Here is a 24,018-nt window from a genome sequence, read left to right on the forward strand (position 1 = left end):
AGCGCGACGAAAATCAGGTTTCCGGCGTGGAACTGGCCCCCCTGGATCAAGGGATGGCCGGCGACGAACCGCGTCTCATTGCCGAGACCGGCCTGCCGGCCCGGGTCGCCGCGATTGCCGGCCCGGTGGTCGAGCAGCTTGGCTATCGCCTTGTTCGGATTAGAGTTTCTTCCGCCGAAGAATGCACCATCCAGATCATGGCGGAGCGCCCGGACGGCACCATGACGGTGGACGATTGCGAGGCGATCTCGCGGGCTTTGTCGCCGGTTTTCGACGTCAACGAGCCGATCGACCGCGCCTACCGGCTGGAAATTTCCTCCCCCGGTATCGACCGGCCGCTGGTGCGCCGCTCGGATTTCGAGCGCTATGCCGGCCACCTGGTGAAGGTCGAAATGGAAGTTCCGGTCGCCGGCCGCAAACGCTTCCGCGGCATCCTCGACGGCGTCGAGGGCGACAATGCGCGCCTGACGCGCGACGACCCGAAAGCGGGCGAAGACCCGGCAGTGCTGCTGCCGATCACGGACATGAGCGAAGCAAAGCTCGTCCTCACCGACGAATTGGTGAGCGAAGCCTTGCGCGCCGAGAAGGCCGCCAAGCGCGAACTGCGCGAGGCGAAGAAGGAACAACGGCGTCTGAAGCAGGCCAAAAAGGCCGCCAAATCCGCCACCCGATAAACGAACGAAAGAGGAGTCCTCAGCTATGGCTGTTAGCGCCAACAGGCTGGAACTGTTGCAGATCGCCGATGCGGTCGCCCGTGAAAAGTCGATCGACCGCGGCATCGTCATCGCGGCGATGGAAGACGCCATCGCCAAGGCGGCACGCTCGCGCTACGGCGCCGAGACCGACGTTCATGCCGAGATCGAGCCGAAGACCGGCGAGCTCAAGCTGATGCGCCACATGCTGGTGGTCGAAGCGGTTGAGAACCCGTCGTCGCAGATCACGCTCGCCGATGCGCGCCGCCGTCATCCGGCCGCGCAGGTTGGCGACACCATCGCCGATCCGCTGCCGCCGCTCGAATACGGCCGCATCGCCGCGCAGTCGGCCAAGCAGGTCATCGTGCAGAAGGTACGTGAAGCCGAACGCGACCGTCAGTATGCCGAGTACAAGGATCGCATCGGCGAGATCGTCAACGGCGTCGTCAAGCGCGTCGAATATGGCAACGTGGTGGTCGATCTCGGCCGCGGCGAAGCCATCGTCCGCCGCGACGAACTGTTGCCGCGCGAAGTGTTCCGCAATGGCGACCGCATCCGCGCCTATATCTACGACGTGCGCCGCGAGCCGCGCGGACCGCAGATTTTCCTGTCGCGCACGCATCCGCAGTTCACTGCCAAGCTGTTCGCGCAGGAAGTGCCGGAAATCTACGACGGCATCGTCGAAGTTCGCGCCGTGGCCCGCGACCCGGGCTCGCGCGCCAAAATCGCCGTGATCTCGCGCGATTCCAGCGTCGATCCGGTCGGCGCCTGCGTCGGTATGCGCGGTTCGCGCGTGCAGGCCGTGGTGAACGAGCTGCAGGGCGAGAAGATCGACATCATCCCGTGGTCGCCGGATATCGCGACCTTCGTCGTCAACGCGCTGGCGCCTGCTGAAGTCGCCAAGGTCGTGCTCGATGAAGACAAGGAACGCATCGAAGTCGTGGTGCCGGACGCGCAGCTTTCGCTCGCCATCGGCCGCCGCGGCCAGAACGTGCGTCTGGCTTCGCAGCTCACCGGCTGGGACATTGACATCCTGACTGAGCAGGAAGAATCCGAACGCCGCACCGCCGAGTTCGAAAGCCGCACCAAGACCTTTGTCGAAGCGCTCGATCTCGACGAAGTGGTCGGTCAATTGCTCGCGTCGGAAGGCTTCTCCTCGATCGAGGAACTGGCGCTGGTGGACGAGAAGGAAATCGCCAGCATCGAAGGTTTCGACGAGGACACCGCCAAGGAATTGCAGAGCCGCGCCCGCGAATATATCGCGCGGCAGGAGAACGAGCTCGACGAGAAGCGCAAGGAACTCGGCGTCGCCGACGAGCTGCGTGAAGTCGAGGGCGTCACCACCGCGATGATGGTCAAGCTCGGCGAGAACGAGGTGAAGACCATCGAAGATCTCGCCGGCTGCGCCGCCGACGATTTGGTCGGCTGGACCGAGCGCAAGGACGGCGAGACCAAGCACGAGCCGGGCTTCCTCGACGGTCTCGATGTCTCGCGCGAAGAAGCCGAATCGATCGTCATGCAGGCGCGCCTCAAGGCCGGCTGGATCACCGAGGCCGAACTCGCCGCGATGCAGGCGCCGGCGGAAGCCGAAGCCGAAACCGCAGAGCCGGCGTAAGGAGGCGTGTCGCCGGAATGCTCGCCTTCGCGCAGCCTGACGCAGACGAACTCGACCGCGGCGCGACGTCCGTCGCCGCGGGCAGCGAGCGTTTCTGCGCCCTGACGCGCGAGGTGAAGCCGGTCGCCGAGTTGATGCGCTTCGTGGTCGGGCCGGCCGGCGAGGCCGTACCGGACCTCAAGCGCAAACTGCCGGGCCGCGGCCTCTGGATCACCGCGACCCGCGCGGCGATCGGCGAGGCGGTCAAGCGCAACGTCTTTTCCCGCAGCTTCAAGCGGGAGATGAAGGTGCCGCGTGACCTCGCCGCCGACGTCGAGCGCCTGCTGACGAAATCCGCGCTGGATGCGCTATCGATGGCGGGGAAGGCAGGCAACGTCGTCACCGGCTTCGCCAAGGTGGAGGCGGCCTTGTCGGAAAAAGGCGTCCTGGCACTGGTTCATGCGGCCGACGGCGCCGAGGATGGCAAACGCAAACTCAATTCTGTCTTGCAGCGCAATAATCAGTCCCAAAATGGGGAAATAGCGCTGATCGAGGCATTTCCGGGCGCGGATTTGGATTTGGCATTGAACCGCCCAAATGTGGTACATGCTGCCGTGCTTGCCGGACCCGCGAGCGAGACATTCCTTGCCCGTGTCGCGCGCTTGATGCGGTATCGGTCCGGAAACTCGCCCGATTCAACGAGTGCGGCCGCGCCGTAGAGGCGCCCGCGAATGTAATGCGCCTGAACTGAATGCGCCCTCCGGGGCAAAAGGAAAAAGCAGTACTGAATGAGCGACACCAAGAACCCTGGCGAAAAGAAAACATTGACGCTGAAACCGCGCACGGAAACGGGCGTGGTGCGCCAGAGTTTCAGCCACGGCCGCAGCAAGTCTGTCGTCGTCGAGAAGATCAAGCGCCGCACCATCGGCGGACCGGCCGATGTCAAGGCCGAGCCGGCCCCGGTCGAAGCGCCGAAGGCCGCCGCACCGGCGCCGAAAGCGCCGCCAGCTCCGCCGGCGCCAAAATCCGGTGTCGTGCTGCGCACGCTGACCGAAGAAGAAATGGCCGCCCGCGCCAGCGCGCTTGCCGACTCGCGCGTGCGCGAGGCCGAGGAGCGCAAGCAGGCCGAGGAAGAGGCCAAGCGCCGCGCCTCGCGTGAGTATATCGAACAGGCCGAGCGCGAAGCCGCCGAGGCGCGCAAGCGCGAGGAAGACGCCCGCCACAAGGCCGAGGAAGAACAGAAGCGCAAGGCCGGCGAAGTCGCCAAGAAGCGTCTTGGCGATGACGAGAAGAAGCCGGCCCCTGGCGCCCGACCCAAGCTCGAAGCCGAAGCCGACGATGAAGCGCCGCGCACGGCGCGCCGTGCAGGTGCCGGTGCAGGCGCCGGACGTCCGGCCACGGCGCGCCCCGCCGCGCCGCGCGCCGCGCCGCCGAAGGAACGCGGCCGCCTGACCCTCGTGACCGCGCTTCGCGCTGACGAAGTACGCGAGCGTTCGGTCGCGTCGTTCCGCCGCCGCACCCAGCGCATGAAGGGCCACGTCGCCGAGCAGAAGGAAAAGCTGACGCGCGAGGTGACGATTCCGGACGCGATCACCATCCAGGAACTCGCCAACCGCATGTCTGAGCGCGCGGTGGATGTCATCCGCCTGCTGATGAAGCAGGGCCAGATGGCCACCATCAACGACGTCATCGACGCGGACACGGCGCAGCTCATCGCCGAGGAAATGGGCCACACCGCCCGCCGCGTGTCCGAATCCGACGTCGAAGAAGGCCTGTTCGATGTGGCGGACGATGAAGGTGCGCTGGAGTCTCGCGCGCCCGTCGTCACCGTCATGGGCCACGTCGATCACGGCAAGACGTCGCTGCTCGATGCCATTCGTCAGGCCGACGTCGTTTCCGGCGAAGCCGGCGGCATCACCCAGCACATCGGCGCCTATCAGGTCACGTCAGCATCGGGCGACAAGGTCACCTTCATCGATACGCCGGGCCACGCCGCGTTCACCGCCATGCGCGCCCGCGGCGCCAAAGTGACCGATATCGTCATCCTGGTGGTCGCTGCCGATGACGGCGTCATGCCGCAGACGGTGGAAGCTATCCATCACGCCAAGGCGGCCAAGGTGCCGATCATCGTCGCCATCAACAAGATCGACAAGCCCGGCGCGACGCCCGATCGCGTGCGCACTGAACTGCTGCAGCACGAAATTCAGGTTGAATCTCTCGGCGGCGACGTCGTCGACGTCGAAGTGTCGGCGCTGAAGAAGACCAATATCGACAAGCTGCTCGAGATGGTCGCGCTGCAGGCCGAAATCCTCGACCTCAAGGCCAATCCCGATCGCGCCGCCGAAGGCACCGTGATCGAGGCGAAGCTCGATCGCGGGCGCGGACCCGTGGCGACCGTGCTGGTGCAACGCGGCACGCTGCATCCGGGCGACATTGTCGTGGCCGGCGCCGAATGGGGCCGTGTGCGCGCGCTGGTATCCGACACCGGCGCGGCTGTGCAGACCGCCGGTCCGTCGACCCCGGTCGAAGTGCTTGGCTTCTCCGGTACGCCGGACGCCGGCGACCGTCTTGCCGTGGTCGAGAACGAAGCCCGCGCCCGCGAAATCACCGATTACCGCCAGCGCCAGAAGCGCGAGAAGTCGTCCGCGCGCGCCACCGGCATGCGCGGCTCGCTCGAGCAGATGATGGCGCAGGCCAAGACCGCGGGCCGCAAGGAATTTGCGCTCGTGATCAAGGCCGACGTGCAGGGTTCGCTCGAAGCCATCGCCGGCGCGCTGGACAAGCTCGGCACCGACGAAGTCGGCGCCCGCGTCCTTCACTCCGGCGTCGGCGGCATTTCGGAATCGGATGTCACGCTTGCCGAGGCGTCTGGCGTGCCGATCATCGCGTTCAACGTCCGCGCCAACAAGGAAGCGCGCGAGGCGGCCGAACGTGCCGGCATCGAAATCCGCTACTACAACATCATCTACGACCTCATCGACGACGTGAAGAAGGCGATGTCGGGCCTGCTGCCGCCGACATTGCGCGAAACCATGCTCGGCAATGCGCTGATCCTCGAAGTCTTCAAGGTGTCGAAGGTCGGTAACATTGCCGGTTGCCGTGTCACCGACGGAAACGTCGAGCGTGGCGCCAGCGTTCGCCTGATCCGCGACAACGTCGTCGTGCATGAAGGCAAGCTCTCGCAGCTCAAGCGTTTCAAGGACGATGTGAAGGAAGTGTCCGCCGGCATGGAATGCGGCATGGCCTTCGAAAACTACCAGGACATGCGCCAAGGCGATGTCATCGAGTGCTACCGGGTGGAGACGATTCAACGCAGCCTGTGAGTCCAAATCTCGCGGCTTCGTCAGAAATCCAGCTTCATCTTTTCCCCGTCATGGCCGGGCTTGTCCCGGCCATCCACGCCTTTCTTGGTGAAAAGGAAGACGTGGATGCCCGGCACAAGGCCGGGCATGACGATGTTTTTAACTGGATCGATATGTCACGGAACAAGAACACCCGTCGCCACGACGCGACGCCCGCCGGCGGCTCGCAGCGCCAGTTGCGCGTTGGCGAACTTATCCGCCACGCCATTGCCGAGATGCTGACGCGCGGCGACATCCACGACCCGGTGATCGAGGGCCACCTCATCACCGTGCCGGAAGTGCGCATGTCGCCCGATTTGCGGCTCGCCACCGTCTACGTCATGCCGCTTGCCGGCCGCGATGCCGCCGAGGTCGTGGCCGCGCTTGAGCGCAACAAGAAATTCATGCGTGGCGAAGTCGCCCACGCCGTGAACCTGAAATTCGCGCCCGATCTGCGCTTCCACATCGACGATCGCTTCGCCGAGGCCGAGCGCATCGAAAAGCTCCTGCGCTCGCCGCAAGTCGCGCGCGATCTCACAAAGGACGACGAGTGACCGACACCGCCGACAATCTCATCGCGCCGGCGGCGCCTGCCGAAGGCCAGGCGCCCCGCAAGCCGAAGCGTCAGCAGTTCAAGCGCGACAAGCGTGATGTCCACGGTTGGGTCGTGCTCGACAAGCCGGTGGGCATGACCTCGACGCACGCCGTCAGCATCATCAAGCGGCTGTTCTCGGCCAAGCGCTGCGGCCATGCCGGAACGCTCGACCCGCTCGCCTCCGGCTGCCTGCCGATCGCCATGGGCGAGGCGACCAAGACCGTCCCCTTCGTCATGGACAGCCGCAAGCTGTACCGATTTACCGTCCAGTGGGGCGAGGAGCGGGATACCGACGATTCCGAGGGCCGCGTCACCGAGACCAGCCCGACTCGGCCGACGGCCGACCAGATCCGCGCCGCCCTGCCCGCTTTCACCGGCACCATCCAGCAGATCCCGCCGCGCTATTCGGCCATCAAAATCGAGGGCGAACGGGCTTATGACCTCGCCCGCGACGGCCAGGAGGTCGAATTGCAGGCCAGAACGGTGAATATCGGCCGTCTGGAGCTGATGGAGACCCCGGACGCCGATCACGCGGTTTTCGAGGCCGAATGTGGCAAGGGCACTTATGTTAGGTCGCTGGCCAGGGATTTAGGCCGCCAGCTCGGCTGCTACGGCCATATTTCGGCGCTGCGCCGGGTCTCGGTCGGCGGCTTCACCCCCGAAACCATGATTCTACTGGAAGATTTGGAGGCTCTGTGTCATAGAGCCGCCGCTGGCGAGGCTAGCCTCGCCGACGCGCTCATGCCCGTCGAGACCGCGCTGGACGACATCCCGGCGCTGGCCGTCAACGGGTCTGATGCGGCAAGGCTCCAACGGGGCCAAGCCGTTTTGTTGCGCGGACGGGACGCTCCCAATTTCCGCGGTCCGGTCTACGTCACGGTCTCGGGCCGTTTGCTCGCCCTTGCCGAAGTCGACCGCGGTGAAGTCGTCCCCAAGCGCGTGTTCAACCTCGCCGGCCTGATTGGCAGAGCCGGTGTCAAGAAAGGATAACCGATGTCGCTGACGACTGCCCGCAAGGCCGAAGTGATCAAGGCCAATGCGACCAAGGCGAATGATACCGGTTCGCCGGAAGTTCAGGTTGCGATCCTGTCGGAACGCATCAACCAACTCACCGAGCACTTCAAGGTTCACGCCAAGGACAACCACTCCCGTCGTGGCCTGCTCAAGATGGTGTCGCAGCGCCGTTCGCTGCTCGACTATCTGAAGAAGACCGACGAGAAGCGTTACAAGACGCTGATCGAGAAGCTCGGCATCCGCCGTTAACAAGTTTTGCGCGCGGTGCTTTCAAAAGCGCCGCGCGTTTTTGCAATCGGCAGGCTGAAGCATCGCCGGTTGATATCGAAGCAGGCGCCGGTTGCGCTCGCTGTTGCCAAACGAGCGTTTGTTGCGTTCGTTTTTAAAAGTCCGGGAAGCGATGGCGCTTCCGGACAATCCGGGTCGGGCCATAGTCCCGGCCGTAAAGGCGAAGGCTCTTGATGGTCATGGCAGGATCGCCAGACGCTGTTGCATTTCCGCATGGCGCGGAAGGCAGCAGTTTCTTGCCGTCTTGCACATGGCTTTCGGGAGCCTTTCCGAGAACCATGAGAGAAACAAGCAATGTTTAATATCCATCGAGTTGAACTCGATTGGGGCGGGCGCAAGCTCACCCTTGAGACCGGTCACGTCGCGCGTCAGGCCGATGGCGCCGTGCTCGCCTCCTACGGTGAGACCACCGTGCTGGCCACCGTCGTCGCCGCCAAGGCGCCGCGCGAAGGCGTCGACTTCCTGCCGCTGACCGTCGACTATCAGGAAAAATTCTACGCTGCCGGCCGTATCCCGGGCGGCTACTTCAAACGCGAAGGCCGTCCGACCGAAAAGGAAACGCTGGTTTCGCGCCTGATCGACCGTCCGGTGCGTCCGCTGTTCGCCGACGGCTGGCGCTGCGAAACGCAGGTCATCGTCACCACTTTGTCGCACGACCTCGAGAACGATCCGGACATCCTCGCGATGGTCGCGTCCTCGGCGGCGCTGACCTTGTCGGGCGCGCCCTTCATGGGACCGATCGGCGCGGCGCGCGTCGGTTTCATCGAAGGCGAATACGTGCTCAACCCGCAGATCGACGAGATGGCCGAGAGCAAGCTCGACCTCGTCGTTGCCGGCACCAATGACGCCGTGCTGATGGTCGAATCGGAAGCCAAGGAACTGTCCGAAGAGATCATGCTCGGCGCCGTTATGTTCGGCCACCGCCACTTCCAGCCGGTGATCCAGGCGATCATCCAGCTCGCCGAAAAGGCCGCCAAGGAGCCGCGCGAGCTCGTCGTCGAAGACAACAAGGCGCTGGAAGATGAAATCCTCGGCCTCGCCGAGAAGGATTTGCGCGCCGCCTATTCGATCCCGATCAAGCAGGAACGCTACAAGGCGGTCGGCGCGGTCAAGGACAAGGTGATGGCGCACTTCTTCCCGGAAGGCGTCGAACCGAAGTACCCGAAGACCCGCGTCGCCGGCGTGTTCAAGGAGCTCGAAGCGAAGATCGTTCGCTGGAACATCCTCGACACCAAGAAGCGCATTGACGGCCGCGATCTCGTGACCGTGCGCCCAATCGAAGTGCAGGCCGGCGTTCTGCCGCGCACGCACGGTTCGGCGCTGTTCACCCGTGGCGAGACCCAGGCGCTGGTCGTCACCACTCTCGGCACCGCCGAGGACGAACAGTGGATCGACGCGCTGCAGGGCACCTACAAGGAATCGTTCCTGCTGCACTACAACTTCCCGCCCTTCTCGGTCGGTGAAACGGGTCGTCTCGGCGGCACCAAGCGCCGCGAAATCGGCCATGGCAAGCTGGCCTGGCGCGCGATCCATCCGGTGCTGCCGTCGAAGGAAGAGTTCCCCTACACGATCCGCGTCGTCTCGGAGATCACTGAGTCGAACGGCTCGTCGTCGATGGCGTCGGTCTGCGGCGCCTCGCTGGCGCTGATGGACGCGGGCGTGCCGATGAAGCGCGCCACCGCGGGCATCGCCATGGGCCTCATCCTCGAAGGCGATCGCTACGCGGTTCTGTCGGACATCCTGGGTGACGAAGATCACCTCGGCGACATGGACTTCAAGGTCGCCGGCACCGAGGAAGGCATCACCTCGCTGCAGATGGACATCAAGATCGCCGGTATCACCGAAGAGATCATGAAGGTCGCGCTTGGCCAAGCCAAGCAGGGCCGCGTTCACATCCTTGGCGAAATGTCGAAGGCGCTGACCTCGGCGCGCGCCGAGCTCGGTGAGCACGCGCCCCGCATCGAGACCTTCAAGATTCCGACCGACAAAATCCGCGAAGTGATCGGCACCGGCGGCAAGGTGATCCGCGAGATCGTCGAGAAGACCGGCGCCAAGATCAACATCGAGGACGACGGCTCGGTGAAAGTCGCCTCGGCGTCGGGCGAATCGATCAAGGCGGCGATCAACTGGATCAAGTCGATCGCGTCCGATCCGGAAGTCGGCCACATCTACGAAGGCACGGTCGTCAAGGTCATGGACTTCGGCGCCTTCGTGAACTTCTTCGGCGCCAAGGACGGTCTGGTTCACATCAGCCAGCTCGCCCCGCATCGCGTGCAGAACACCAAGGACGTCGTCAAGGAAGGCGACAAGGTCAAGGTGAAGCTGCTCGGCATGGACGATCGCGGCAAGGTGCGCCTGTCGATGAAGGCCGTCGATCAGACGACCGGCGAAGACATCGAAGGCAAGCAGAAGGCCGAAGGCGGCGAACAGCCGGCGGCGGAGTAATAGACAAGGCTCGCGGAAGCGCCGCGCTGCACCATATCGTGGTGCCTCTCCGAACCCATTGTCCTCATTATGAGTCAGAAAAGGCGGCCCTTGGGGCCGCCTTTTTTATTGGAATCTCAGCCCCTTAAGACAATGCGCCGATTTGTGACCCCTATCACAGCCGCGCCTCAGTCATCGGCCTAGTTTTTAAATATCAGGAACCCACGTTCCCACACCAACAAAGAAGGGAAGGCCAATGAGCGCTTACTTGCCGAAGACTGTTCTGCTCGCCGCTGCCACCCTGCTTCTCGCCACGGCAGCCCTGGTGACCGACATCATCAGCCCCTATGCCGGTGGCGCCGCGAACAAGCCCGCGCAGGTCCTCGAAATGCCCGCGCCCTCGCAGCTCCGGGTACCGGTGAAAATCGGCCCCAGCGACATCGCTTTCATTAGCTCTCGTCACGCGAGCTAACCCCCGACCGGCCTCGCCCCCCAATAACAACCACCGAGGCCGGTGGCTTACCCCAGCCCACCTCATGCGGCCCGCCCGGCGGGCCGCATTTTTTTGCGGCGACCGGACAACCGGCATCCCTGTGACGCCGGTCACAGCGCGGAACGCCGGCACGCAATAGGTTGTTAGACAATGGCCTTGGCCCAACGAAGGGAGAGCATCATGAAATCCGCCCTGATCAGCGTCGCCTTCCTGGTGCTGGCCGGCGCCGCCTTTGCCGCGAACCTCGTCATCCACACGCCGCAGTTCAACGACGGTATCGATCCGCTTAAGCCGATCGCCGTAATCATTGCCATCGATTAACGGTACCTTGGCCCTGCCGCGAACCCATCCGCCGGCCGGCCGCCGCCGATATCGCGCGCCGCCGAGGAACTCTGCTACATTGCCGACGGGCGGGTGACGTCAAGGCCGCCTCCAGTCGGAGTCTCGCAATGGCGGCCGCCGTTCCGGCGAAAAGCAACCTTCTGTCCGACCTGCCGAAGGACCTCTCGTCCGACCTGATGGCCGGCGCGACGCCGCGCAAGCTGTCGGCGAACGAGGTGCTGTTCCTCGCCGGCGACCCGGGCGACGGGCTTTATCGCGTCGACGAAGGGCTCCTGAAGGTCAGCATCGCCTCGGCCAGCGGCGCCGAGCGTATCCTCGCCATTCTCGGGCCCGGCGCCGTGGTCGGCGACCTCGCCATCATTGACGGCCTGCCGCGCTCGGCGACGGTGACGGCGCTGCGTGATTGCAAGCTGAGCTTCCTCAGCCGCTCCGCCTTCGATGCCTTCGTCGCCAGGGAGCCTCGCATTTACAAATATCTGGTCACCATACTGGCCGCGCGGCTGCGCGATACGGACAAGCTGGTGGCCGCCGGAAGTTTCCTGCCGCTGAAGGGCCGGGTCGCCCGCGCGTTGCTCGATCTCGCCCATGCCTTCGGCAACGAGGTCGCCGGCGGCCGCGTCGTCATCCGCCACAAGGTGAGCCAGACCGAACTCGCCGCCATGGCCGGCATCGCCCGCGAGAATGTCAGCCGCATCATGAACGACTGGATGCGCGCCAAGACGGTCACGCGCCTGTCCGGCTATTACTGCCTGGAGAAGCCGGCCGCGCTCAAGCGCGAGAGCGAACTTTAAAGGTCGCCGCCGACGTCTGATCGCGCTCGTGCGCGGCCGCCATGGCTTCGCCCAACGCCTCGAAATCGTCGACCCGCGGCGACGTGCGCCGCCAGGCCAGGCCCACCGAACGGCCCGGCTCGGGATCACGGAAGCGCAATAGTTTGACGCGCGGATCCTGCATTTTTGCGTCAATCGCCACCTCCGGCACCAAGGTTACGCCGTAACCATTCGCGACCATCTGCATCACGGTCGACAGCGAGGTCGCGCCAAGGCTCGCTCGTTGGCCGGCCGGCTGATCGCCGCGCCGGGTGGTACAGAAGGCGAGCGCCTGATCGCGCAGGCAGTGGCCTTCCTCAAGCAGAATGAGCCGCCGCTGATCGACATCGCTGACATTGACGCGCGCATTTGCCGGCAATGGATCGTCGGCGGGTACGGCCAGCAGGAAAGCGTCGTTGAACAAAGGCAGCGTCTCGACATCACCGCCTTCGGGCGGCAGCGCCAGCATCACAACGTCGAGGCTGCCACTCGACAATTCGTCGACGAGCGCCTTGGTCTGGGTTTCGCGTACCTCGAGGCGCAACAGCGGATAGTGCTTCTGCAGATGCGGCAGCACGCGTGGCAGAATGTAAGGCGCCAGCGTCGGGATGATGCCAAGCTTCAAGGGCCCGGCCAGGACTTCGCGATGGCGGGCGAAGTCGACGAGATCGCGCGTCGAAGCGAGGATGTGTTCGGCGCGTCGCGCCACCTCCGCGCCGATCTCCGTGAGCACGATGTCGCCGGGTCGGCGCTCGACCAGTTCGGCGCCGATTTCGCGCTCGAGCTCGCGCACCTGCATCGACAAGGCCGGCTGCGTGACGGCGCAATCCTCGGCGGCTCGGCCAAAATGGCGGTGCCGGGCGAGCGAACTCAGGTAACGCAACTGACGCAGCGTGATCATCTGGCCTTCCTTGGCTATAAATTATTCTTATCGCTAGGCACATGCAATACGATTGGACCTGATTGGAACTGTTCAATACAACGCCATCAAGCGCCCTTAGGGTGCTGCTCACCCTTCCCAGAACCAGAATGGGTCCGCGCAGGCGGACCGCCGCGAACCAGAATCGGAGAGACGCATGGACGCAAAAACCGAGGGCAAATGCCCCTTCACCGGGAGCCGGGGCCACAGCAACCGCGACTGGTGGCCGGACGCGCTTGACGTGTCGATCCTGCATCGCAATTCGACGCTGTCCGATCCGATGGATGTAGGCTTCGACTACGCCAAGGAGTTCAAGAGCCTCGACCTCGACGCCGTCATGGCCGACCTGAAGAAGCTCATGACCGACAGTCAGGACTGGTGGCCCGCCGACTTCGGCCACTACGGCGGCCTCATGATCCGCATGGCCTGGCATTCGGCCGGCACCTATCGCATCACCGACGGCCGCGGCGGCGCCGGCGCCGGTCAGCAGCGCTTCGCGCCGCTCAATTCGTGGCCGGATAACGCCAACCTCGACAAGGCCCGCCGCCTGCTGTGGCCGATCAAGCAGAAATACGGCCGCAAGCTTTCCTGGGCCGACCTGATGATCCTGGCCGGCAATGCCGCGCTGGAAACCTGCGGCTTCAAGACGTTCGGTTTCGCCGGCGGTCGCAAGGACGTGTGGGAGCCGGAAGAATTGTTCTGGGGTCCGGAAGGCACCTGGCTCGGCGACGAGCGCTATTCGGGCGAGCGCCAGCTCGCCGAACCGCTCGGCGCGGTGCAGATGGGCCTCATCTACGTCAACCCGGAAGGCCCGAACGGCAACCCCGACCCGATCGCCGCCGCGAAGGACATTCGCGAGACCTTCTTCCGCATGGCGATGAACGATGAAGAGACCGTCGCGCTCATCGCCGGTGGCCACACGCTCGGCAAGACGCACGGCGCCGGCGATGCGTCGCTGGTCGGTCCCGATCCGGAAGCCGGCGCGCTCGAGGATCAGGGCCTTGGCTGGAAGAGCAAGCACGGCACCGGCATCGGCGCCGACGCCATCACCGGCGGCCCGGAAGTCACCTGGACGCAGACACCGACGCAGTGGAGCAACTATTTCTTCAAGAACCTGTTCGAGAACGAATGGGAGCTGACCAAGAGCCCCGCTGGCGCCAAGCAGTGGGTCGCCAAGAATGCCGCGGCGGATGTGCCGGACGCCTTCGACAAGACGAAGAAGCATCGTCCGACCATGCTGACCACCGATCTGGCGCTGCGCTTCGACCCCGCTTACGAGAAGATCTCGCGTCGTTTCTATGAGAATCAGGAAGCGTTCAACGACGCCTTCGCCCGCGCCTGGTTCAAGCTGACCCACCGTGACATGGGTCCGCGCGTGCGCTATCTCGGCAAGCTGGTGCCGAAGGAAGAACTGATCTGGCAGGACCCGATCCCGGCGCCGAGCGGTGAAACGATCGGCGACAAGGACATCGCCGATCTCAAGGCGAAGATCCTCGCCTCGGGCCTGACCGTGTCGCAGCTCGTCTCGACGGCCTGGGCTTCGGCCTCGACCTTCCGTGGCTCCGACAAGCGTGGCGGCGCCAATGGCGCGCGCATTCGCCTTAGCCCCCAGAAGGATTGGGACGTCAACAATCCGCCCGAACTCGCCAAGGTGCTGAAGACGCTGGAAGGCATCCAGAAGGACTCGGGCAAGAAGGTGTCGATGGCCGATCTCATCGTGCTCGGCGGCGTCGCTGCCATCGAGAAGGCGGCGAAGGATGCCGGCGTCGATGTGAAGGTGCCGTTCGCGCCGGGCCGCACCGATGCATCGCAGGAGCAGACGGACGTTCCGTCCTTCGCGCCGCTCGAGCCGCGCGCTGATGGCTTCCGCAACTACGTCAACGCCAAGAAGCATCAGTTCATGTCGCCGCAGGAAGCCCTGATCGACAAGGCACAGCTTCTGACGCTGACCGGTCCGGAGATGACCGCGCTCATCGGCGGCCTGCGCGTGCTCGGCGCCAATGCCGGCGGTTCCAAGCACGGCGTCTTCACCAAGACACCGGGCAAGCTGACGAACGACTTCTTCCTCAATCTGCTCACCATGGACACGGTGTGGTCGCACAAGGACGGCGACGTCTACGAAGGCAAGGACCGCAAGACAGGCGAATTGAAGTGGACGGCGACCAATGTCGACCTGATCTTCGGCTCGCACTCGCAGCTCCGCGCTTTCGCCGAAGTCTATGGCTGCGCCGACTCCAAGGAGAAGTTCGTCAAGGACTTCGTCGCCGCCTGGACCAAGGTGATGAACGCCGATCGCTTCGACCTCGTCGGCGGCGGTACGCAGAAGGCGGCGTAAGTTTTCTGCATCGATTGAGAATGAAACGGCCCGGAGAAATCCGGGCCGTTTTTTCTTTCCGGACGCTTGTAGCCCGGGTGGAGCGAAGCGAAACCCGGGAATAGATCGATCCATCGCCCCCGGATTTCGCTTCGCTCCATCCGGGCTACAAGAATGCGGCCCAGTCAGGCGTTCGCCGCCCGCATTTCATCGAGCCTGGCGCGGGCGGCATCGCGGTGTTCGGGCTTGATGTGGCTGGCGACGACTTTGAGCGCCGTCATCAGCACCGCGGCGTCGTCGGTGAAGCCGAGGACAGGGAGAAAATCGGGCGCCATGTCGAACGGCAGCACGAAATAGGCAATGGCGCCGACCAAAGTTCCCTTGACCTGCAGCGGCGTCGCCCGGTCGAAGGCGCAGTAGTAGGCGGCCAGCAGATCCTCGGCAAAGGGGATGCGCGCCGCAACGGTTGCGAACTTGCGCCAGAATTTGCGCGGCAACGACGGGTCGTCGCCGGCGGCGGAAGTTCCGAATGTGGTATCGGCGGTGCGCATCGTCAAAATGTGGTGAGGATCGAGCGGGAGTTCAAGCGTTGGAGCTAGCTCACGAATCCGCAATCATCTCCATTGCCTCGGCGAGATTGATGTCGAGCTCAGTGACACCGCCGGCATCATGGGTCGACAGTGTCACCTCGACGGTGCGGTACACGTTGAACCATTCCGGGTGGTGGTTCATTTTCTCGGCGACCAGCGCCGCCCGCGTCATGAAGCCGAAGGCCTCGTTGAAATCGCCGAAGGTGAATTTCTTGGCGATGGCGTCGCGATCCTTGACGTCGGCCCAGCCGGACAGCCTTGCCAGCGCCGCCTTGCGGGCCTCGGGCGACAGTTTTTGCGCCATGTCATGCTCCTCGCGTCAAATTGGTGGCAGGATGCATTGCAACGCCGTGGCCTCGCAATCGGTTCGGAACAGCACTATTTCAGCACCATAAGGGCGTTCAACGAGGGTTTCATGTCCTGGTCCTTGAGCATCGGCAAAATCGCCGGCACCGTCGTCCGCGTCCATCTGACATTTCTGCTGTTCCTCGCCTGGATTTTCGCCGCCGGCTACAGCCAGGGCGGCAGCACGGCGGCGTGGGACAGCGTCATCTTCATGCTGCTGCTGTTTACCTGCGTGCTGCTGCACGAATTCGGCCACATCTTCACGGCCCGCGCCTTCGGCGTTGCGACGCCTTATGTGACGCTGCTGCCGATCGGCGGCGTCGCGCAGCTCGAGCGCATTCCCGAGGAGCCGAGCCAGGAATTCCTGATCGCCATTGCCGGCCCACTGGTCAACGTCGCCATCACGATCCTGCTTATCGTGTTCGGCGGCGCCGCGCTGACGCAGAGCGCCGCGGCGGCCATCGACAACGGACAGATTTCGATGGTCGACCGGCTTGCCGCCGTGAACCTGTTTCTGGCGGTGTTCAACCTCATTCCGGCTTTCCCGATGGATGGCGGCCGTATCCTGCGCGCCGCGCTCGCCGCCCGGCTTGGCTATGTGCGCGCCACCGAGATCGCCGCGGCGATCGGCCAGTTCGTCGCCTTCGCGCTCGGCTTCATCGGCCTCTTGTACAATCCGATCCTGATCTTCATCGCCATCTTTGTTTATCTCGCGGCCTCGGGCGAAGCGCACATGGTGGCGCTGCGTGCGGTGTCGCGCGGCGTGCCGGTGAGCCACGCCATGATGACGCAGTTCGCGACGCTCACGCCGGAGTCGCATGTCGACGAGGCGGTGCAGACGCTGCTCGCCACCAGCCAGGGCGAATTTCCGGTGGTCGATGGCGCCGGCAAGCCGGTTGGCCTGCTGACGCGCGCCGACGTCATCAAGGCGATCAAGACTTTGGGCCCCGATGCCCGCGTCGCCGACGCCATGAGCCCGGACATTCCGACCATCGGCCACCGCAGTTCGCTCGACGAGGCCTTCAAGCTGCTGCAGGAGAAGGAGGCGGCCGCGATCGGCGTCACCGACGCGGCCGGTCGCCTGACTGGGCTGATCACGTCCGAGACCATCGCCGAGATGGTGATGTTAGGGGATGCCCTGCCGAAGGATGCGCGCGGTCCGTGGGGGCGGACGGCCGCGACCTGAGGGGGCCGCCGAGCCGGCGGGGTCTGGTCGTTCATCATCCCGCCGTTTTTTGGCCGATTCCGCGTGAAAATACGCGTCCGCGGCGGTTGCCAGTTGTTATTTCATCGCTATATTGCGCCGCAAAAGTGCTGCGTCGCGGGCCCTTGGAAAGCGGCCCGCGCTTTGGTTTCTGGAACACCCCGCGCCCCGCCCCTGAGACAGGAACCGGCTCCGGCTCAGGGCCCCGCGCAAAAGGCAAAACTTATGGATCTCCGCAATATCGCGATCATCGCGCACGTCGACCATGGCAAGACCACCCTCGTGGACCGCCTGCTGCAGCAGTCCGGCGTCTATCGCGAGAACGAGCGCCAGGTCGAGCGCGCGATGGATAGCAACGACCTCGAGCGCGAGCGCGGCATCACCATTCTCGCCAAGGCCGCCTCGGTCGAGTGGAAGGGCACGCGCATCAACATCGTCGATACGCCGGGCCACGCCGACTTCGGCGGCGAGGTCGAGCGCATCCTCAACATGGTGGACGGCGCGCTGGTGCTGGTCGACGCCGCCGAAGGTCCGCTGCCGCAGACCAAGTTCGTGGTGTCGAAGGCGCTGAAGATGGGCCTCAAGCCCATCGTCGTGATCAACAAGGTCGACCGTCCGGACGCCCGCGCCAACGAAGTGCTCAACGAGGTGTTCGACCTGTTCGCGGCGCTCGACGCCACCGACGAGCAGCTCGACTTCCCGATTTTGTTCGGCTCGGCCAAGCAGGGCTGGATGTCGACCTCGCTCGACGGTCCGCAGGACCAGGGCATGACGCCGCTGTTCGATCTCGTGCTCAATCATGTCAAGCCGCCGGTGGTCGAGGAAGGCCCGTTCCGCCTGCTCGGCACCATCATCGAATCCAATCCCTATCTCGGCCGTATCGTCACCGGCCGCATCTTCTCCGGCAGCGTCAAGCCGAACCAGGCCGTGAAGGTGCTGGACCGCGACGGTAAGCTCGTCGAGAGCGGCCGCGTCACCAAGGTGCTGGCGTTCCGCGGCCTCGAGCGCGTGCCGCTCGACGACGCCGAAGCCGGCGACATCGTCGCCATTGCCGGCCTGCCGAACGCCACCGTCGCCATGACGATTTGCGATCCGGCCGTGGAAACCGCGCTGCCGGCGCAGCCGATCGATCCGCCGACGCTCGCCATGACCTTCCGCGTGAATGACTCGCCGCTCGCCGGCACCGAAGGCTCCAAGGTCACGAGCCGCATGATCCGTGACCGCCTGATGGCCGAAGCCGAAGGCAACGTGGCGCTGCGCGTGCGCGAATCCGATGAACGCGACGCGATGGAAGTCGCCGGTCGCGGCGAATTGCAGCTCGGCATTCTGATCGAAACGATGCGCCGCGAAGGCTTCGAGCTTTCCGTGTCGCGTCCCAAGGTGCTGCTGCGCAAGGGCGACAACGACCAGATCGAGGAGCCGATCGAGGAAGTCGTCATCGACGTCGATGAAGAGCACTCGGGCGTCGTCGTGCAGAAGATGTCGGAGCGCAAGGCCGATCTCATCGAGATGCGCCCGTCGGGCGGCGGACGCACGCGCCTCGTCTTCCACGCGCCGACGCGCGGCCTGATCGGCTATCAGGGCGAACTGCTCACCGACACCCGCGGCACCGCGATCATGAACCGCCTGTTCCACGGCCACGCGCCGTACAAGGGCGCGATCCAGGGCCGCCGCAACGGCGTGCTGATCTCCAACGACAAGGGCGAAGCGGTCGCCTACGCGTTGTGGAATCTGGAAGACCGCGGTCCGATGATGATCGAGCCGGGCTGGAAGGTGTACACCGGCATGATCGTCGGCGAGCACACGCGCGACAACGACCTCGTCGTCAATGTGCTCAAGGGCAAGCAGCTCACCAACATCCGCACGACGTCGAAGGACGAGGCGGTGCGTCTCACGCCGCCGATCCGCATGACGCTGGAAAAGGCGCTGGCCTATATTCAGGACGACGAACTGGTGGAAGTGACGCCATCCTCGATCCGCCTGCGCAAGAAGTTGCTCGACGAGAACGACCGCAAGCGCGAAGAGCGCAAGAAGGAAGCCGAGCTGGCGTAATCGGCGCGGCGCTCCAGGCGCCGCGCTACCGGCCGCACCTGTGCCGACCTGTGACATTGACGGGCGGCTGGTACCTTTTTGCTCATGAAAACCGCCCTGTGGCCGGTAATCCACACCCGTTAACCCATCGTTAATCATAGGGCTTGAAGCGCACAGGGTTCATTGCTTGAATTCCGCAATGAGCACGACCCTCATCGAGATTCGACGCGCCAAGACCGCCGACGCCCAGGATGTCGCGGCAACGCATGACGAAGCGTGGCGGACGGCCTATCAGGGCATCATCCCCGGCGCCGAACTCGACAAGCTGATCAACCGCCGCGGCCCCGATTGGTGGCAGTCGGCGATCCGCAAGGGCAGCCGCATTACCGTGTTACAATTCGGCGACCGCATTGCCGGCTACGCCAATTACGGGCGCAATCGCGCCCGCAGCCTTTTCTACGAAGGCGAAGTCTACGAGCTTTACCTCCGCCCGGAGTTCCAGGGCCTCGGCTTCGGCCGCCGCCTGTTCAACGCCGCGCGCAAGGATCTCGGCCAGAGCGGGCTCAAGAGCCTCGTCGTCTGGGCGCTGTCGGACAACCAGCCGGCGATGGAATTTTACCGCACGCTCGGCGGCCGCGCCGTGGCCCGCTCGTCCGAAAAGTTCGGACCGAAGACCCTCGACAAGGTCGCCTACGCCTGGCCGCAGGGCTAGCGCCGTCGTCCCCGCGAAGGCGGGGACCCATAACCTCTGAACTAATTGGGTTACGCAGGCAGGCCATTATCCATGGTTCAATCGCGTTCGCTGCGGCGTATGGGTCCCCGCCTTCGCGGGGACGACGGTTAGATATTAGCCTTCACCCCATTCAACGCGCACGCCGCGCGCAGAGTGTTGAGCATCAGGCACGCGATCGTCATCGGTCCGACGCCGCCGGGCACCGGCGTGATCGCGCCGGCGACCTTCACCGCTTCATCGAACGCCACATCGCCAACGATCCGCGATTTGCCGGCTTGTTGTCCTTCTTGGCCCGCCACACGGTTGATGCCGACGTCGATGACAATGGCGCCCGGCTTGATCCAGTCGCCGCGCACGAACTCGGCCTTGCCGATCGCGGCGATGAGCAGATCGGCGCGGCGCGCCAGCGCGGCGAGATCCTTTGTCTTCGAATGCGCGACCGTCACGGTTGCGTTCTCCGCCAACAGAAGCTGCGCCACCGGCTTGCCAACGATATTGGAACGGCCGATCACCAGCGCGTCGAGACCGGCGAGCGACGGCTTCACCGTCTTTGCCAGCATCACGCAGCCATAAGGCGTGCACGGCACGAGCGCCGGCAGGCCGAGCGACAGGCGCCCGACATTCACCGGATGAAAACCATCGACATCCTTGGCCGGATCGATGGCCGCGATCACCTTCTGCGGATCGATCTGCGGCGGCAGCGGCAGCTGCACCAGAATGCCGCTGACGGCTTTGTCCTTGTTGAGCCTGTCGATCAGCGCCAGCAGATCGGCTTCGCTCGTCGTCTCCGGCAGTTTGTGATCGAACGGCGTCATGCCGGCCTCGACCAGCGCCTTCGACTTGGAGCGCACATAGACTTCGCTCGCCGCGTCCTGCCCGACCAGCACGACGGCGAGGCCGGGCACGATGCCATGCTCGCGCTTGAGCCGCGCGACTTCCGCCGCGACTTTGCCCCGCAGCTCCGCCGCGATCGCCTTGCCGTCGATGATGGTTGCGGTCATGCCTCGTCCGTTCTTACGCCCAAGACCATTAGCCGTTTTGGACGGCCGCTTTCAATTGGGCCATCAACGCCGCACCATCACCCGCGATCTCGAGCCGCTTCACCCGCGATGTCGCGCCGGCAGCCAATGTCACGTCACGCGCCGGCACATGCAGCGATTTGGCGATCAACTTGCACAGAGCGGCGTTGGCCTCACCCTCGCTCGGCACGGCACGCACGCGCACCTTGAGCACGCTGCGGCCGTCGCTCATGGTCTCGATGCCGTCGATGGCGTCGCGACCACCTTTGGGCGTCAGGCGCACATGAAGCACAAGGCCGCCGGACGTGACCGACCACGGCTCCCCAGCCATGAGAGGCTAGAACACGTTCGGATAGACGTAGCGGATGATGACGTTCTCGAGCAGCAGGATGAGCAGGATCAGGATCACCGGCGAGACGTCGATGCCGCCGAGATTCGGCATGGCGCTGCGGATTGGGCGCAGCACCGGCTCGGTGATGCGGTAGAGGAAATCGCCGACCGTCGCCACCACCTGGTTGCGGGTGTTGACGACGTTAAAGGCCACCAGCCACGACAAAACGGCCGATGCGATCAGTAGCCAGATGTAGATCTGAAGAACCAGGAGGACGATATCGAGAATGGCGCGCATGAGACGGTTTTCCGATCCGAAATGTGGGCGGAAACTAGCTTGTCGCCTCCGCCCGAACAAGCTGCCGCGCCGACGCCTGATCGGGCCGTTCCGGACCACGATCCTTGACAGGAAGGATGCCCGGTCCTAAATGGCGCCCACTCAGCAAAAAGCGCGGGTTTCGGCTCTTGTCCGGCACCGCCTTTGGGAAGGGGCCATAGCTCAGCTGGGAGAGCGCGTCGTTCGCAATGACGAGGTCGGCGGTTCGATCCCGCCTGGCTCCACCACCCACCCTTCCAAGGTTCCGAAAAAGCGCCTCAGGCCCGCTCGGCCGTGGACGCCCGCTTGCTCTGCCGTCGGCTCACCAGGCCGAGCACAATCCGGCGCGGCAGGATGCGCGCCAGCACCATCACCACCCGGTTGCCGAAGCCCGGCACCACGACGCGGTGGCCCTCCATGAAGCCGCGATAGCCGGCCTCGGCGACCGTCGCCGCGGTCTGCGTCAACGCACCGGGTCCTATCTTGTCCTTGACCCCGGCGCGCTCGGCGAACTCGGTCGGCACCGGCCCCGGGCACAGCACCGTAACGCGGATGCCGCGCGGTTTGAGCTCGGCATACAACGCCTCGGAAAACGAGAGCACATAGGCCTTGCTGGCGTAATAGACGGCGCTGCCCGGACCGGGAAGAAAGCCAGCCACCGAGCCGACATTGAGGATGCCGCCCTTGTGGCGCTCGAGACTGTCGATGAAAGCGAGCGACAGTTCGGTCAGCGCCCGCGCATTGACGTCGATGATCTGCAATTGCTCGGCGCGATCGAGATTCGACGCCTGACCCACCAGACCGAAGCCGGCATTGTTGACGACGTATTGCGGCTCGACGCCCGCGGCATTGAGCGCGTCGGCAACGCTGCGCGTTGCGCCCGACAGCGTAAGGTCCGCCGAGATCACCAGCGGCCGTGGCTGTCTCATGGCTTCGATTTCATCGGCGAGCGCGTTGAGTCGCTCGACGCGGCGCGCGGTCAGCGCCAGCGCGAAACCGTTGCGCGCGAAAATACGCGCCAGTTCGACGCCGATGCCGGATGAGGCTCCGGTGATGAGGGTGATGGGTTTGTGCATGCGGTTCACCCACCCGTTCGTCCCCGCGAAAGCGGGGACCCAAGGGCCAAGCTGTAAGGAAGCAAGAGTGGGTCCCCGCTTTCGCGGGGACGAACGGAGTATAGGTCAGCGCTCAAGGAACATCACGTCGCGGATTACTTGCCCGTCTCCTGCTCGCCCGCCACCCGCGTTTTGAGTGCGATGCGCTGTTCGCGCGACACATGCAAGAGATCGGCGGCGCGCCAGATCAGGTTGTCCTCGAATTCGGTCACCTTGCCGTCGGCGAACACCACCTGCCACATCATCTCGACGATGCGGGCGCGCTGCTTGTCGTCGAGCGCGCGGTTGAGCCGCGTCGTGAACTGATAAAGATCGATAGCCTTCTCGTCGGCTTCCTCGGCACGATTCAGCAGCTTGTCGGCCGCTTTGTCGTCGAGCTTGAAGCGCTGCTTGATCAGATCATGCAGGCTTGCATGTTCCACGTCGCTGATCTGCCCGTCGACGCCCGCCGTGTGTACGAGCAGCGCCGCCGCGGCGAGCCGGTAATCGGTCTCGGCGAAGTCGTCCGAACGAGGCTCATCCTCGTTCAGCTCACCGATGAATTTCATGATCGCATCGAACATGGCCGGTCCTGATAATCTGGCGCTTTTCTGACATGCGCCGTCTTCCGCCCTTAATCTAGGCCGGATCGGATCGGATGCTCGTGACAAATTCGCAAGGTTTAGGCAACGCGGCCGTGGGCCGCGACCGTCCTCAGCGGACGGTCTTTAACGGACGGTCTTGCCCTCGCTGGAAGCCAGCAGCGCCAGGTTGTTAGCAATATATTTGTTGCCCGGGTCGAGCTGCTGGGCCGCTGTCAGGATCTCGCGGGCCCGCTTCAGATCGCCGCGCAGGATGTAGGAATAGCCCTGATTGTTGAGCACCTCGGCGGTCGGACCGACGATCTCGCGGGCCTTGCCGTAGGCCCGGTCGGCCTGGGCGAAGTCGCGCAGCCGGTCGGCCGAGGCCGCCAGGCCAATCCAGGCCTCGGAACTGCGCGGGTCGAGCTGGGTGGCGCGGCGGAACAGGCGCTCCGCCTCACGGAATTGATTGGCCCGATAGGCCGCCCGGCCGTCAGCGATCGCCTCGGCGGGGCTGGAGCCCCCTCCGGCGACGGGCTCATCGCCGGGCAGGACCAGCGCCGGCTTGGCATCGGCCGTTTTTGGCTTCTCGGAGATCGAACCGGTGACGTCGCCCGGCGGCGCCATTGCGAGCGCATGGGTGGCAGCCTGAGGCCCTTGTGGCTTGCCGGCGGCCAGGTGGTCGCTGGTGGTGTTGCAGGCGGCCAGCATAAGCGCGGCGCCGGTCAGGAGGACTGCTTTGCCGGGAGCGATAGGCATCGGTCGGACCCATGGAATCGCGTTGAGCATGCGAGCCGCAGGCTAGGGCGGGCATGGTTAATGGAACCTTACCGATGGTACCTTGGTGCTCCTCCTTTTGGGGGCGCCGGGCCGGATACCCGCCGGTGACGCCGCTGTGGTATGGGCGTTTTTTGGATTCTTGTTTTGTCGCGTTTTCTTCACGCGAACCG

At 64.6% G+C, this 24,018-nt stretch carries 24 protein-coding genes and 1 tRNA gene; 16 read left to right on the top strand and 9 right to left on the bottom strand.

The genetic code is table 11. The features are described from left to right. The first annotated feature begins 53 nt into the window (after nt 1-53). From rimP to E8Q40_RS00570, 11 genes are all read left to right on the top strand, one after another. Nucleotides 54-674, top strand: a complete 621-nt coding sequence (gene rimP, locus E8Q40_RS00525) for a ribosome maturation factor RimP (RefSeq protein ID WP_137046518.1) — start codon at nt 54-56, stop codon at nt 672-674. Between the two features lie 25 nt (nt 675-699). Next, a complete protein-coding gene (nusA, locus tag E8Q40_RS00530; protein WP_137042551.1) occupies nt 700-2,307 on the top strand; it encodes a transcription termination factor NusA in 1,608 nt (535 codons plus the stop codon). Nucleotides 2,308-2,324: 17 nt separating this feature from the next. Next, nucleotides 2,325-3,005: an RNA-binding protein gene (locus E8Q40_RS00535; protein ID WP_137042552.1), complete on the top strand. Its 681-nt coding sequence runs from the start codon at nt 2,325-2,327 to the stop codon at nt 3,003-3,005. 69 nt (nt 3,006-3,074) lie between these two features. Continuing rightward, the gene (infB, locus tag E8Q40_RS00540; RefSeq protein WP_137042553.1) at nt 3,075-5,609 is read left to right on the top strand and encodes a translation initiation factor IF-2; all 2,535 of its coding nucleotides are present in this window, start codon (nt 3,075-3,077) and stop codon (nt 5,607-5,609) included. A 152-nt stretch (nt 5,610-5,761) separates the two neighbouring features. Next, a complete protein-coding gene (rbfA, locus tag E8Q40_RS00545; RefSeq protein WP_137042554.1) occupies nt 5,762-6,181 on the top strand; it encodes a 30S ribosome-binding factor RbfA in 420 nt (139 codons plus the stop codon). Between the two features lie 20 nt (nt 6,182-6,201). Then, nucleotides 6,202-7,212 carry a tRNA pseudouridine(55) synthase TruB gene (truB, locus tag E8Q40_RS00550; RefSeq protein ID WP_246663131.1) on the top strand — a complete coding sequence of 337 codons (1,011 nt, stop codon included), beginning with the start codon at nt 6,202-6,204 and terminating at the stop codon, nt 7,210-7,212. A 3-nt stretch (nt 7,213-7,215) separates the two neighbouring features. Continuing rightward, nucleotides 7,216-7,485, top strand: coding sequence for a 30S ribosomal protein S15 (gene rpsO / locus E8Q40_RS00555; protein WP_137042556.1), 270 nt, complete (start codon nt 7,216-7,218; stop codon nt 7,483-7,485). A 333-nt stretch (nt 7,486-7,818) separates the two neighbouring features. Beyond that, nucleotides 7,819-9,969: a polyribonucleotide nucleotidyltransferase gene (pnp, locus tag E8Q40_RS00560; RefSeq protein ID WP_137042557.1), complete on the top strand. Its 2,151-nt coding sequence runs from the start codon at nt 7,819-7,821 to the stop codon at nt 9,967-9,969. A gap of 235 nt (nt 9,970-10,204) precedes the next feature. Beyond that, complete coding sequence (locus E8Q40_RS00565) at nt 10,205-10,420, top strand: hypothetical protein (RefSeq protein WP_137042558.1); 216 nt, start codon at nt 10,205-10,207, stop codon at nt 10,418-10,420. Nucleotides 10,421-10,621: 201 nt separating this feature from the next. Then, complete coding sequence (locus tag E8Q40_RS21860) at nt 10,622-10,762, top strand: hypothetical protein (RefSeq protein ID WP_168197705.1); 141 nt, start codon at nt 10,622-10,624, stop codon at nt 10,760-10,762. A gap of 128 nt (nt 10,763-10,890) precedes the next feature. Beyond that, the gene (locus tag E8Q40_RS00570) at nt 10,891-11,574 is read left to right on the top strand and encodes a Crp/Fnr family transcriptional regulator (protein ID WP_137042559.1); all 684 of its coding nucleotides are present in this window, start codon (nt 10,891-10,893) and stop codon (nt 11,572-11,574) included. Here E8Q40_RS00570 and E8Q40_RS00575 read toward each other — a convergent pair. Then, nucleotides 11,552-12,493, bottom strand: coding sequence for a hydrogen peroxide-inducible genes activator (locus tag E8Q40_RS00575; protein ID WP_137042560.1), 942 nt, complete (start codon nt 12,491-12,493; stop codon nt 11,552-11,554). The two genes, E8Q40_RS00570 and E8Q40_RS00575, sit on opposite strands and share 23 nt — an antisense overlap. A gap of 175 nt (nt 12,494-12,668) precedes the next feature. On the opposite strand from E8Q40_RS00575, the gene katG reads away from it, so the two are divergent. Continuing rightward, complete coding sequence (gene katG, locus E8Q40_RS00580) at nt 12,669-14,846, top strand: catalase/peroxidase HPI (RefSeq protein WP_137042561.1); 2,178 nt, start codon at nt 12,669-12,671, stop codon at nt 14,844-14,846. Nucleotides 14,847-15,010: 164 nt separating this feature from the next. Here the strand turns inward: katG and E8Q40_RS00585 are convergent, their stop codons facing one another. Both E8Q40_RS00585 and E8Q40_RS00590 read right to left on the bottom strand, forming a co-directional pair. Further along, a complete protein-coding gene (locus E8Q40_RS00585; RefSeq protein ID WP_137042562.1) occupies nt 15,011-15,376 on the bottom strand; it encodes a YkvA family protein in 366 nt (121 codons plus the stop codon). A 49-nt stretch (nt 15,377-15,425) separates the two neighbouring features. After that, nucleotides 15,426-15,719: a 4a-hydroxytetrahydrobiopterin dehydratase gene (locus tag E8Q40_RS00590; RefSeq protein WP_137042563.1), complete on the bottom strand. Its 294-nt coding sequence runs from the start codon at nt 15,717-15,719 to the stop codon at nt 15,426-15,428. 111 nt (nt 15,720-15,830) lie between these two features. Between E8Q40_RS00590 and E8Q40_RS00595 the strand changes: the two genes are divergently transcribed. The 3 genes from E8Q40_RS00595 to E8Q40_RS00605 all read left to right on the top strand — a co-directional run bounded on the left by E8Q40_RS00595 (nt 15,831) and on the right by E8Q40_RS00605 (nt 19,707). Further along, on the top strand, nt 15,831-16,946 hold the full coding sequence (locus E8Q40_RS00595) for a site-2 protease family protein (RefSeq protein ID WP_137042564.1): 1,116 nt from the start codon (nt 15,831-15,833) through the stop codon (nt 16,944-16,946). Nucleotides 16,947-17,189: 243 nt separating this feature from the next. Further along, entirely contained in the window at nt 17,190-19,016 is a 1,827-nt protein-coding gene (typA, locus tag E8Q40_RS00600; RefSeq protein WP_137042565.1) for a translational GTPase TypA, read from the top strand. A gap of 178 nt (nt 19,017-19,194) precedes the next feature. Further along, on the top strand, nt 19,195-19,707 hold the full coding sequence (locus tag E8Q40_RS00605) for a GNAT family N-acetyltransferase (protein ID WP_137042566.1): 513 nt from the start codon (nt 19,195-19,197) through the stop codon (nt 19,705-19,707). Between the two features lie 128 nt (nt 19,708-19,835). Here the strand turns inward: E8Q40_RS00605 and folD are convergent, their stop codons facing one another. The 3 genes from folD to E8Q40_RS00620 are packed head-to-tail and all read right to left on the bottom strand — an operon-like array spanning nt 19,836 to nt 21,375. Continuing rightward, nucleotides 19,836-20,729 (bottom strand): bifunctional methylenetetrahydrofolate dehydrogenase/methenyltetrahydrofolate cyclohydrolase FolD, encoded by an 894-nt coding sequence (folD, locus tag E8Q40_RS00610; RefSeq protein WP_137042567.1) that lies wholly within the window; start codon nt 20,727-20,729, stop codon nt 19,836-19,838. A gap of 28 nt (nt 20,730-20,757) precedes the next feature. Beyond that, the gene (locus E8Q40_RS00615) at nt 20,758-21,078 is read right to left on the bottom strand and encodes a DUF167 family protein (RefSeq protein WP_137042568.1); all 321 of its coding nucleotides are present in this window, start codon (nt 21,076-21,078) and stop codon (nt 20,758-20,760) included. Between the two features lie 6 nt (nt 21,079-21,084). Then, complete coding sequence (locus tag E8Q40_RS00620; protein WP_137042569.1) at nt 21,085-21,375, bottom strand: YggT family protein; 291 nt, start codon at nt 21,373-21,375, stop codon at nt 21,085-21,087. A 190-nt stretch (nt 21,376-21,565) separates the two neighbouring features. On the opposite strand from E8Q40_RS00620, the gene E8Q40_RS00625 reads away from it, so the two are divergent. Then, nucleotides 21,566-21,641, top strand: a tRNA-Ala gene (locus E8Q40_RS00625). A 30-nt stretch (nt 21,642-21,671) separates the two neighbouring features. On the opposite strand, the gene E8Q40_RS00630 is transcribed toward E8Q40_RS00625, so the two are convergent. From E8Q40_RS00630 to E8Q40_RS00640, 3 genes are all read right to left on the bottom strand, one after another. Further along, nucleotides 21,672-22,469 (bottom strand): SDR family oxidoreductase, encoded by a 798-nt coding sequence (locus E8Q40_RS00630; protein ID WP_137042570.1) that lies wholly within the window; start codon nt 22,467-22,469, stop codon nt 21,672-21,674. Nucleotides 22,470-22,603: 134 nt separating this feature from the next. After that, complete coding sequence (locus E8Q40_RS00635) at nt 22,604-23,071, bottom strand: TerB family tellurite resistance protein (protein ID WP_137042571.1); 468 nt, start codon at nt 23,069-23,071, stop codon at nt 22,604-22,606. A 144-nt stretch (nt 23,072-23,215) separates the two neighbouring features. Beyond that, nucleotides 23,216-23,857 carry a tetratricopeptide repeat protein gene (locus E8Q40_RS00640; protein WP_137042572.1) on the bottom strand — a complete coding sequence of 214 codons (642 nt, stop codon included), beginning with the start codon at nt 23,855-23,857 and terminating at the stop codon, nt 23,216-23,218. Between the last annotated feature and the right edge of the window lie 161 nt (nt 23,858-24,018).

This window comes from Pseudolabrys sp. FHR47 (assembly GCF_005153485.1).
Classification (GTDB): Bacteria; Pseudomonadota; Alphaproteobacteria; order Rhizobiales; family Xanthobacteraceae; genus Pseudolabrys.

Coding starts and splice junctions, on each gene's coding strand:
- typA (WP_137042565.1), top strand. CDS start 17,190: ATGGATCTCCGCAATATCGCGATCATCGCGCACGTCGACCATGGCAAG.
- E8Q40_RS00595 (WP_137042564.1), top strand. CDS start 15,831: ATGTCCTGGTCCTTGAGCATCGGCAAAATCGCCGGCACCGTCGTCCGC.
- E8Q40_RS21860 (WP_168197705.1), top strand. CDS start 10,622: ATGAAATCCGCCCTGATCAGCGTCGCCTTCCTGGTGCTGGCCGGCGCC.
- E8Q40_RS00605 (WP_137042566.1), top strand. CDS start 19,195: ATGAGCACGACCCTCATCGAGATTCGACGCGCCAAGACCGCCGACGCC.
- pnp (WP_137042557.1), top strand. CDS start 7,819: ATGTTTAATATCCATCGAGTTGAACTCGATTGGGGCGGGCGCAAGCTC.
- E8Q40_RS00590 (WP_137042563.1), bottom strand. CDS start 15,719: ATGGCGCAAAAACTGTCGCCCGAGGCCCGCAAGGCGGCGCTGGCAAGG.
- rbfA (WP_137042554.1), top strand. CDS start 5,762: ATGTCACGGAACAAGAACACCCGTCGCCACGACGCGACGCCCGCCGGC.
- rimP (WP_137046518.1), top strand. CDS start 54: ATGGCCGGCGACGAACCGCGTCTCATTGCCGAGACCGGCCTGCCGGCC.
- katG (WP_137042561.1), top strand. CDS start 12,669: ATGGACGCAAAAACCGAGGGCAAATGCCCCTTCACCGGGAGCCGGGGC.
- E8Q40_RS00575 (WP_137042560.1), bottom strand. CDS start 12,493: ATGATCACGCTGCGTCAGTTGCGTTACCTGAGTTCGCTCGCCCGGCAC.
- E8Q40_RS00585 (WP_137042562.1), bottom strand. CDS start 15,376: ATGCGCACCGCCGATACCACATTCGGAACTTCCGCCGCCGGCGACGAC.
- folD (WP_137042567.1), bottom strand. CDS start 20,729: ATGACCGCAACCATCATCGACGGCAAGGCGATCGCGGCGGAGCTGCGG.
- rpsO (WP_137042556.1), top strand. CDS start 7,216: ATGTCGCTGACGACTGCCCGCAAGGCCGAAGTGATCAAGGCCAATGCG.
- E8Q40_RS00620 (WP_137042569.1), bottom strand. CDS start 21,375: ATGCGCGCCATTCTCGATATCGTCCTCCTGGTTCTTCAGATCTACATC.
- E8Q40_RS00640 (WP_137042572.1), bottom strand. CDS start 23,857: ATGCTCAACGCGATTCCATGGGTCCGACCGATGCCTATCGCTCCCGGC.
- E8Q40_RS00565 (WP_137042558.1), top strand. CDS start 10,205: ATGAGCGCTTACTTGCCGAAGACTGTTCTGCTCGCCGCTGCCACCCTG.
- E8Q40_RS00570 (WP_137042559.1), top strand. CDS start 10,891: ATGGCGGCCGCCGTTCCGGCGAAAAGCAACCTTCTGTCCGACCTGCCG.
- infB (WP_137042553.1), top strand. CDS start 3,075: ATGAGCGACACCAAGAACCCTGGCGAAAAGAAAACATTGACGCTGAAA.
- nusA (WP_137042551.1), top strand. CDS start 700: ATGGCTGTTAGCGCCAACAGGCTGGAACTGTTGCAGATCGCCGATGCG.
- E8Q40_RS00535 (WP_137042552.1), top strand. CDS start 2,325: ATGCTCGCCTTCGCGCAGCCTGACGCAGACGAACTCGACCGCGGCGCG.
- E8Q40_RS00630 (WP_137042570.1), bottom strand. CDS start 22,469: ATGCACAAACCCATCACCCTCATCACCGGAGCCTCATCCGGCATCGGC.
- E8Q40_RS00615 (WP_137042568.1), bottom strand. CDS start 21,078: ATGGCTGGGGAGCCGTGGTCGGTCACGTCCGGCGGCCTTGTGCTTCAT.
- E8Q40_RS00635 (WP_137042571.1), bottom strand. CDS start 23,071: ATGTTCGATGCGATCATGAAATTCATCGGTGAGCTGAACGAGGATGAG.